This is a genomic window from Ottowia sp. (assembly GCF_035325765.1).
Classification (GTDB): domain Bacteria; phylum Pseudomonadota; class Gammaproteobacteria; order Burkholderiales; family Burkholderiaceae_C; genus Ottowia.
Genome location: NZ_DAOKZG010000059.1, coordinates 1 through 8,248, shown reverse-complemented (window position 1 = coordinate 8,248; position 8,248 = coordinate 1). Strand labels below are relative to the sequence as shown.

The 8,248-nt window shown below is 70.7% G+C and carries 8 protein-coding genes and 1 pseudogene; 2 read left to right on the top strand and 7 right to left on the bottom strand.

The window, feature by feature from the left end; all coding sequences use genetic code 11:
- Positions 1–240 precede the first annotated feature (240 nt).
- The 7 genes from lptB to PKA16_RS14180 form a co-directional block, all read right to left on the bottom strand.
- Positions 241–1,029 carry an LPS export ABC transporter ATP-binding protein gene (gene lptB, locus PKA16_RS14210; RefSeq protein WP_324404186.1) on the bottom strand — a complete coding sequence of 263 codons (789 nt, stop codon included), beginning with the start codon at positions 1,027–1,029 and terminating at the stop codon, positions 241–243.
- Positions 1,026–1,685 carry a lipopolysaccharide transport periplasmic protein LptA gene (lptA, locus tag PKA16_RS14205; RefSeq protein WP_324404185.1) on the bottom strand — a complete coding sequence of 220 codons (660 nt, stop codon included), beginning with the start codon at positions 1,683–1,685 and terminating at the stop codon, positions 1,026–1,028. The genes lptB and lptA overlap by 4 nt, the downstream gene beginning before the upstream one ends.
- Positions 1,686–1,806: 121 nt before the next feature.
- Positions 1,807–2,430 carry a thiol:disulfide interchange protein DsbA/DsbL gene (locus PKA16_RS14200; RefSeq protein WP_324404184.1) on the bottom strand — a complete coding sequence of 208 codons (624 nt, stop codon included), beginning with the start codon at positions 2,428–2,430 and terminating at the stop codon, positions 1,807–1,809.
- A 288-nt stretch (positions 2,431–2,718) separates the two neighbouring features.
- The gene (locus PKA16_RS14195; RefSeq protein ID WP_324404183.1) at positions 2,719–3,420 is read right to left on the bottom strand and encodes an SPOR domain-containing protein; all 702 of its coding nucleotides are present in this window, start codon (positions 3,418–3,420) and stop codon (positions 2,719–2,721) included.
- 58 nt (positions 3,421–3,478) lie between these two features.
- Positions 3,479–5,152, bottom strand: a complete 1,674-nt coding sequence (gene argS / locus PKA16_RS14190) for an arginine--tRNA ligase (protein WP_324404182.1) — start codon at positions 5,150–5,152, stop codon at positions 3,479–3,481.
- Between the two features lie 53 nt (positions 5,153–5,205).
- Positions 5,206–5,655, bottom strand: a complete 450-nt coding sequence (locus PKA16_RS14185) for a DUF2214 family protein (protein ID WP_324404181.1) — start codon at positions 5,653–5,655, stop codon at positions 5,206–5,208.
- Positions 5,656–5,678: 23 nt separating this feature from the next.
- Complete coding sequence (locus PKA16_RS14180; RefSeq protein ID WP_324404180.1) at positions 5,679–6,710, bottom strand: LysR family transcriptional regulator; 1,032 nt, start codon at positions 6,708–6,710, stop codon at positions 5,679–5,681.
- Positions 6,711–6,795: 85 nt separating this feature from the next.
- Between PKA16_RS14180 and PKA16_RS14175 the strand changes: the two genes are divergently transcribed.
- Together PKA16_RS14175 and PKA16_RS14170 are read left to right on the top strand one after the other, a co-directional pair.
- Positions 6,796–7,410 carry a hypothetical protein gene (locus PKA16_RS14175; RefSeq protein WP_324404179.1) on the top strand — a complete coding sequence of 205 codons (615 nt, stop codon included), beginning with the start codon at positions 6,796–6,798 and terminating at the stop codon, positions 7,408–7,410.
- Between the two features lie 430 nt (positions 7,411–7,840).
- Positions 7,841–8,248: pseudogene (locus PKA16_RS14170) on the top strand (malate synthase G); the annotation flags it as partial.

The window sequence follows — 8,248 nt, the reverse complement described above, 5'->3', positions numbered from 1 at the left end:
ACGCCATGCCCGGGCGTGTACCGGGCATCGGCGTTGTCCCCCTGGGGGGAAGGAGTGCAGCGGCCTGGACCTCGATCCCGGCGCCGCAAGGCCGCGCTCTCATCCTGGGCGCGCGGGCGTCGCCCGTCCGAGAGGCCGCGGAGCAGGCCCTGCGCGCGAACGCCATGCCCGGGCGTGTACCGGGCATCGGCGTTGTCCCCCTGGGGGGAAGGAGCGCAGCGACACAGGGGGGATCTACATTCACAGCCGGAAGTGCTCCCCCAGGTAGACCCGGCGCACGTCCGGGTTGGCGACGATGGCCTCGGGCGTGCCGGCGGCCAGCACGCGCCCCTCGCTGATGATCACCGCGTGGTCGCAGATGCCCAGCGTCTCCCGCACGTTGTGGTCGGTGATCAGCACGCCGATGCCGCGCACCTTGAGAAAGGCGATGATGCGCTGAATCTCGATCACGGCGATCGGGTCGATGCCGGCAAAGGGTTCGTCCAGCAGGATGAAGCGCGGCTGCGTCGCCAGTGCGCGCGCGATCTCGACGCGCCGGCGCTCGCCGCCGGACAGCGCCGGCGCCGGTGAATCGCGCAACTCCTCGACGTGCAGCTGGCGCAGCAATTCCGTCAGCCGCCGCTCGATTTCGGCGCGCGCCAGCGGCCGGCCGTCGGCGTCCCGTTGCAGCTCCAGCACCGCGCGCACGTTCTCGGCCACCGTCAGCTTGCGAAAGATCGAGGCCTCCTGCGGCAGGTAGGACAGGCCCAGGCGCGAGCGGCGATGGATGGGCATGTGCTCGACCGGGTGGCCGTCGATCGCGATGCTGCCGGCGTCGGCGCGCAGCAACCCGACAATCATGTAGAAGGAGGTCGTCTTGCCGGCGCCATTGGGCCCCAGCAGCCCCACCACCTCGCCACTGCGCACCTCCAGCGAAACGTCGTGCACCACGCGGCGCGTCCCGAAGTTCTTGCGCAGGCCGCGCACCTCGAGTCGGCTCGGCCCGGGCGCCGCGGCAGCCCGAACGGGCGGGGTGGCGGCGTCGCTCACTGGGCCGGCTCCGGAGCCGGCAACCGGGTCGAGGGCTGCAGCGGCAGCGCCGGCGTGGCCGCGCGGTCGCCGTTGTCATTGCCGCCATCGTTGCCGCTGCCGCGCGGCGCCAGCACCGCGCGCACGCGACCGCCGGTGCTGGCGGCGCCGCCTGCGGCCGGCGCACTGTCGACGGTGTAGACCTCGGTGCGGTTGTTATAGACGATGCGATCGCCCGTGACTTCGTCCTGCACCGCGCTGCCGGCCAGGCGCCGCATCTCGGCATGACGCAGGAAGCGCACGGTGTCGCTCCCGCCATCGTATTCGATGGTGTCGGCCTCGCCCTCGATGAACTCGTTCACGCCATCGCGTTTCTGGCGGAAGAAGGCGCGCTTGCCGGGCTCCCCGAACATCACCCCCTGCTGGTTGCCGTCCGCATCCTGCCGCACCTCCAGCCGGCCGCCGCGCATCACGATCGTGCCCTTGGTCACCACCACGTGACCGGTGAAGGTGGAGAGCTGCTTCTGGTCCTCGTAGCGCAGCGCGTCGGACTCGATGTTCATCGGCTGGTTGCGATCGGCGCGCTCGGCCCAGGCCGACCCCGCCAGCAGCAGCACACACAGTCCGAGTGCGAGCCGGAAGTGGGATTGCGCAGCGGGCTGGAGTCGCATGTTCATGGTCGGCACGCTTTTTGCTTATTGGACGCAATCAATTGTACGAGGGCCGGTGGCGTCCCTGCACGGTGCGCCGACGAAAAAGCCCGCCGGAGCGGGCCTGCTTCGGCGGCGCGGGGAGACTTCAGCCGCGCTTGCGCTCCTGCTCGATCAGCTGGTTGGTGATCTGCAGCATGCGTTCGAAGCCGCCGGCCATCGCGCCGTCGGTGTAGTAGCGGCCGGCAATGCCGAGCGCCGGCGTGCCTTCGACGCGGTAATCCTCCTGCAACTGCATGGCGCGTCGCGCCTGGGTGGCGACGCCAAAGGACTTGTACAGGGATTCGAACTTGGCGCGGTCCAGGCCCTGCTCGGCGATCCAGGGGAACAGCACCTCGGGCTTGTCCAGGCGCTTGCGCTCGACCTGCAGCGCCTTGAACACCTTTTCGTGCACGGCACTCACCTGACCCATCGCCAGCAGCGTGTAGTAGATGCGCTGCAGCGGCTCGAAACTGCTCTGGAAATGCACGTGCTCGAGCCGCACGGTGACATCCTTGGGTGCGGCCTTGATCCAGGGATCGAACACCGGCACGAAGTTCATGCAATGCACGCAGCCATAGGAAAAGAACTCGATCACCTCGATCTGGCCCTTCGGCGCATCCACCGGCGCCGGCTGCTTGAGCTCGACATAGCCCTTGCCCGACTGCGCCCAGGCCGGCAGGCCGGGCAGCATCACGGCCGCGGCGCCAAGAGTGAATTCACGTCGTTTCATGCTTGTTCTCCAGATATTCCGTCGCTGATGGAGCCAATGGGGGCGCGCGAGTTCCGGTGCGGTGCCGCAACCTGCCGGGCAGCGCGCAGCGACACGGGAGGTTGCGTCACCTCGGTTGCTCCACCGCACTTTGCATCACCCGCAACGCATGGGATGGCCCTGCTCCGACAGCCGCGGAGCCGGCCGCACGGAGCACCCGTGGCCAGGGTCTCCCTGGCCACAGGCTGCGCCCCCTTGAGGGGGACGCGCAACATCGCGCAGCGAGTGGAGCCACCGGGGTGTTTCATTTCATCGCTGCACCCGCACCAGGGCAGCGTCGAAGCCATTCTGCTCCAGCCGCTCGCGCACGCGCTCGGCGGCATCACGATTCTGCAGCGGGCCGACGCGCACGCGATAGATGGTGCGCCCAGCCTGCTCGCGCTCGCTCACGCGCGCCTCGACCCCGAGCAGCGACAGGCGCGCGCGCTGCGCATCGGCTTCGGGCGCGGCGCGAAAGGCGCCGGCCTGCACGAAGTAGGCGAATGGGTCGACGGGGGCGACCGCCGGCGGTGGCAGGCCCGAGCGCGTGGCGGCCAGGTCGCCCAGCGGGTCCGCCGAGGGGCTGGGCGCGCGCGGCTGCGCCAGCGCGGGCGCGCCCGGCTGGACCTCGGCAGGCGGCGGCACGGCCGGGGCCGGGATCAGGGCCGGATCGGGCAGCGGCGCCACCGCGCCACCGATCGGCGCCGGCATGTTGGCCGCACCACGGCCACGCAGGGCCGCGTTCGGGTCCCAGTCGCGGTTGCGCTCGGCCTCGGCGGCGTCCTGCAGGGTGCTGCGCGTGGCACCCTTGTTCAGGAATGGCACCGGCACCCTGGTCACGTAGATGGCCACCGCGAGCGCCACTGCCAGGCCGACGATGGCGCCCAGGACCAGGCCCAGGAAGGTGCCGCCGAACTGGCGCCGTCCGCGCCGGGGCGCGGCTCGGCTGGACGGGGGTCGTGCTCGTTTCATGCGCTGCGGGTGGCGCGGCCGCGCCGCGCGGGTGGGGTCATGTCGGGAAGGGCCATCATCACATCCGGGTCGGGGCCGTCACGCCCAGCACCGCCAGGCCATTTTGCAGCACCTGCGCGGTGGCCGCGACCAGGGCGAGCCGGGCATTTTTCACGCTTGCATCGTCTACCAGGATGCGCTCGGCATCGTAGTAGCTGTGGTAGCTGGCGGCGAGCTCGCGCAGGTAGAAGCTGACGTCGTGCGGCGCGAAGTCGCGCGCCGCGCCGGCCAGCATGTCCGGGAATTCGGCCAGCCGCAGCATCAGGGCCTGCGCGGCCGGCGTATCGAGCGGGGCCAGGTCGACGCCCGCCAGGGTGGCCGCATCGCCGCCCCAGGCCTCCAGCACCGAGCAGATGCGCGCATGCGCGTACTGCACGTAATAGACCGGGTTGTCGTTGTTCTTCTGCACCGCCAGGTCGACGTCGAAGGTGTATTCGGTGTCGGGCTTGCGCGACAGCAGGAAGAAACGCACGGCATCGGCACTGGTCCAGTCGATCAGGTCACGCAGCGTGACATAGCTGCCGGCTCGCTTGCTGATCTTCACTTCCTCGCCGCCGCGCACGACGCGCACCATGGTATGCAGGACATAGTCGGGATAACCCTGCGGGATGCCGACGCCAGCGGCCTGCAGGCCGGCGCGCACGCGCGCGATGGTGCCATGGTGATCCGTGCCCTGGATGTTGATGGCCTTGCGGAAGCCGCGCTCCCACTTGGCGATGTGGTAGGCGACGTCGGGCACGAAATAGGTGTAGCCGCCGTCACTCTTGCGCATGACCCGGTCCTTGTCGTCGCCGTAGTCGGTGGTGCGCAGCCACAGGGCCCCGTCCTGCTCGTAGGTCTTGCCGGCATCCACCAGGCGCTGCACGGTGGCCGCCACCCGGCCCGACGAATACAGGCTGGACTCCAGGTAGTACTGGTCGAACTTCAGGCGAAAGGCCTGCAGGTCCTTGTCCTGCTCGTGGCGCAGGTAGGCGACGGCGAACTCACGCATTCCAGCCAGGTCTTCCACGTCGCCGCTGGCGGTGTAGCTGCGGTCGTCAGCCTGCACCGTCTTGCCGGCCAGGAAGTCGCCAGCGATGTCCTGGATGTAGTCGCCGTTGTAGGCGGCCTCGGGCCAGCCCGCGTCGCCCGGCTTGAGGCCCCTGGCGCGGCACTGCACGGACGTGGCCAGGGTGTCGATCTGCACCCCGGCGTCGTTGTAGTAGAACTCGCGGTGCACGCGCCAGCCCTGGCTCGCCAGCAGGTTGCAGATGGCGTCGCCGAGCGCGGCCTGGCGCCCGTGGCCGACGTGCAGCGGCCCGGTCGGGTTGGCGCTGACGAACTCGACGATCACCGACTCCCCGTGCCCGGGCCGCAGGCCATGGCGCTCGCGCTCGGCCAGCACCTGGCGCACCACCTCCTGCCGCGCCGCCGGCTTGAGGCGCAGGTTGAGAAAGCCCGGGCCGGCGATCTCGATCACCTCGACCCAGCGCACGAAGGCCTCGGTCGCCTGCAGGGCGGCACGCAGCTGTTCACCCAGCGCACGCGGATTGGTCTTGAGCGGCTTGGCCAGCTGCAGGGCGGCGGTGCAGGCGAGGTCGCCATGCGCGGCCTGGCGTGGCGACTCGAACGCCGCCTGGGCGCCGGCACCGGGCACGAGCCGCTCCAGCTCGCCCGCAAGCGCGGCCAGCAACTGCTGTTTCACGGAAAGCATGGGCGCGATTCTAAGAGGCCGGGGCGCGCGAGCCGGCGTGCCGCCGGAGCCCGTCAGCCTCCGAAGCCACGCGCAAGAAACACCGCGGGCAGCGGGATGATCGCCACCAGGTGGGTGGCAACCATGACCGAGCGCCGTGCCGCCCGCACTTCCGACTCCGACGGCAGGCGGTCGTGCGCCAGCCGGTCGGCCCAGGCACGGTAATGCCGGCTCGGGCTGACCTGCAGCGCCATCACCGCCGCGAACAGCCCGATCTTGGCGTACAGCAGCAGGTTGGTCGCATAGAAGCCGGTGCCCTTGGCACCCAGGAAGATGCGCGCGATGCCGGTCAGCAGCACCGCCGCGGTCGCGATCCACAGGATGCGGTCGAGCCGCACCAGGCGCTGCACCACGGTGGCGTTGAGCCAGTCGCTGCGGCAGATCGCCGCCTGGCTGGTGGCAAACACGATCCAGGCCAGGATGGCGCTGACGTGCAGGAAGGCAAGCAGGGATTCGAGGATCATGCGCCGATGTTACGTGGGCTGCGTCACGGGTCCGAGGCGGTGCCGCGAAAGCCCGGGCCACCGAAATAGCCCTTCAGGTAATCCACCCACAGACGCACGCGCAGGGGCAGGTGGCGCGTCGGATGCGGCAGCAGGGCGTAGACGCCATTGGGCGGCGCGGCGTAGGCTTGCAGCAGGGGCACCAGCAGGCCAGCGGCGATCTCGGCCTCGACCTCCCAGGTGGAGCGCCAGGCGATCCCATGGCCAGCCAGGCACCAGTCGTGCAGCACCTGGCCGTCGCTGCAGTCGAGCGGGCCGCCGGGCCGCAGGTGGATGACTTCGTGCCCGGCGTCGCCAGCACTCGACGCGGCGCGTTCGGGATCGCGACCCGCTGCCGCGTACGGCACGCCCGCCCCGGCAAGGGGGCGTTCGTAGTCCTGCCCATGGGCGATCCGCGGCACACGGAACGCCCAGCCGCGCGACTGCGACGCATCCGATGACAACACCAGGCAGTCGTGGCGCGCCAGCTCGCGCGGATGGCGCGGCACGCCGCGGCGGCGCAGGTAGGCGGGCGCGGCCACCGCCAGGCGCCGGTTGTCGGCCAGGCGGATGCTGATCCAGGACGAATCGGGCAGATCGCCCACGCGCACCGCGCAGTCGTAGCCCTCGGCCGCGAGGTCGACGATGCGGTCCGACAGGTTGAGCGAGATGCGCAGGCGCGGGTGCTCGGCGTGGAACGGCGGCACCAGCGGCGCGATGTGGCGGCGCCCGAAACCCGCCGGTGCCGTCACGCGCAGGTGGCCGCTGGCCTGCACGCCGCCGGCGGAGACGCTGCTCTCGGCGCTCGCCACCTCATGCAGGATGCGCTGGCAATCGTCCAGGAAAGCGGTGCCTTCGGGCGTCAGGGCCAGGCGCCGCGTGGTGCGTACCAGCAGCTTGACGCCCAGATGCTGCTCCAGCGCGTCGAGGCGTCGGCCGATCACCGCCGGGGCCACGCCTTCGGCGCGCGCCGCCGCGCTGAGCGAGCCGCGCGCAGCGACGGCCGCGAAGGTCTCGAAGGCCTTGAGCTTGTCCATGGGCGGGAATTATCCGCAGCCCTCCGCAGGCGCGTGCCGCGGGCTGTGCGATCATGGGCGCCTCTCGTGCGATCTGCCCCGCCCCATGACCGCCGCGTCCCGACCTGCCTCCCGATCCCGCGCCGACCTGCAGGCGCTCAGCGTGGTGCAGTTGCATCAGCTTGCCGAGCGCGGCAGCCGCAGCGCCCGGGCCGAGCTGGAGCGGCGCATGGCCGACCCGCTGCCGGCCCCGGCTTCGCGCGCCGGCGCGCCACGGCCCACGGGGCGCGACGTGCACGCACGGGAGGCCACGCCGCCCGCGCCGGCACCGGCCGGTGCGGAGGCCAGCCAGGCGCTGATCGAACAGTGGGCGCTGATCGAGCGCCAGCAGTCGGCACAGGCACGCAGCACCGGCCTGCCGCGCCTGATGGGCTGGGTGCTGATCCTGTGGGGCGCACTGCTCGGCTTCGGCGGCCTGGTGCTGCTGGCGCGTGGCGGCGGCGCCTATTACCTGGCGTGCGGGGCCGCCTGCGCGGCAGTCGGCGCCCTGCTGGCGCGGCGCAGCCGCTGGGCGATGACGGCGCACGGCGTGCTGGCGCTGGTCGCGCTCGGCTGGGCCTGGCGTGGTGGCAGCGTCACGCTGGCGCTGGTGCAGGCGGCGCCGGTGCTGATCGCCGCCCTGTGGATGGCACTGCCGGGCATGCGCGAGGCGCTGGACTGAACCTGAATCCGGCCGTCGATCGCTGGTGGACGACTTGAAAATCGCATGAACGTTGCGCTTGGCCGCTTCGATCACGCGCATCGGCCGGGGGCGCGTGCCCTGCACCCGCCAGCGCCGCGTCCACTCGCGCCGTCCAAAGGCGCGCAGGTCCCTTCGGAGCCGCGGCGCCCACTCGGGCGCCTGGCAGGCTGAGGACCGCGCCCTGCGAGGTGCATCCAGCTGTCGAATCCAGCGCAAGTCGCAGACGCCGCAGTCGTCGACCGCGCACACGGTCAGAGCAGAGAGGAGAACGATCCGATCTTTGCAAAAAAGTCAATTGTTTTGCAATTGGAAGCGTCTTTTTCACCTAAAACAAATCGAATAGAGTCGGCGGTTCGATGGCGTGCCGCGCGCGGCGCGTTCCTGCCTGATTTTTCCTGGAGAGGTTCCCATGGTCCAGCGTGTCAAGGTGGGCGACCTGCAAGTTGCCACCGAACTCCACGACTTCATCAACCGCGAGGTGCTGCCCAGTGTCGGCGTCGAGCGCGATTCATTCTGGAAGGGCTTTGGCGCCATCGTGACCGAGCTGGCGCCGAAGAACCTGGCGCTGCTGGCCGAACGCGAACGCCTGCAGGCCGAGCTGGACAAGTGGCACCAGGCCAACCCCGGCCCGATCCGCGACATCGTGGCCTATCGCAAGTTCCTCGAGACCATCGGCTACCTGGTGCCGCCGCCAGCGCAGGCGCGCGTCACCACCGAGAACGTCGACGCCGAGCTCGCGGTGCAGGCCGGCCCGCAACTGGTGGTGCCGATCCTGAACGCGCGCTATGCCCTGAACGCCGCCAACGCGCGCTGGGGC

Excerpts from the sequence above, each read along its gene's own strand:
- lptA (WP_324404185.1), bottom strand. The coding sequence starts at position 1,685 with ATGAACATGCGACTCCAGCCCGCTGCGCAATCCCACTTCCGGCTCGCA.
- PKA16_RS14200 (WP_324404184.1), bottom strand. The coding sequence starts at position 2,430 with ATGAAACGACGTGAATTCACTCTTGGCGCCGCGGCCGTGATGCTGCCC.
- PKA16_RS14195 (WP_324404183.1), bottom strand. The coding sequence starts at position 3,420 with ATGAAACGAGCACGACCCCCGTCCAGCCGAGCCGCGCCCCGGCGCGGA.
- argS (WP_324404182.1), bottom strand. The coding sequence starts at position 5,152 with ATGCTTTCCGTGAAACAGCAGTTGCTGGCCGCGCTTGCGGGCGAGCTG.
- PKA16_RS14185 (WP_324404181.1), bottom strand. The coding sequence starts at position 5,655 with ATGATCCTCGAATCCCTGCTTGCCTTCCTGCACGTCAGCGCCATCCTG.
- PKA16_RS14180 (WP_324404180.1), bottom strand. The coding sequence starts at position 6,710 with ATGGACAAGCTCAAGGCCTTCGAGACCTTCGCGGCCGTCGCTGCGCGC.
- PKA16_RS14175 (WP_324404179.1), top strand. The coding sequence starts at position 6,796 with ATGACCGCCGCGTCCCGACCTGCCTCCCGATCCCGCGCCGACCTGCAG.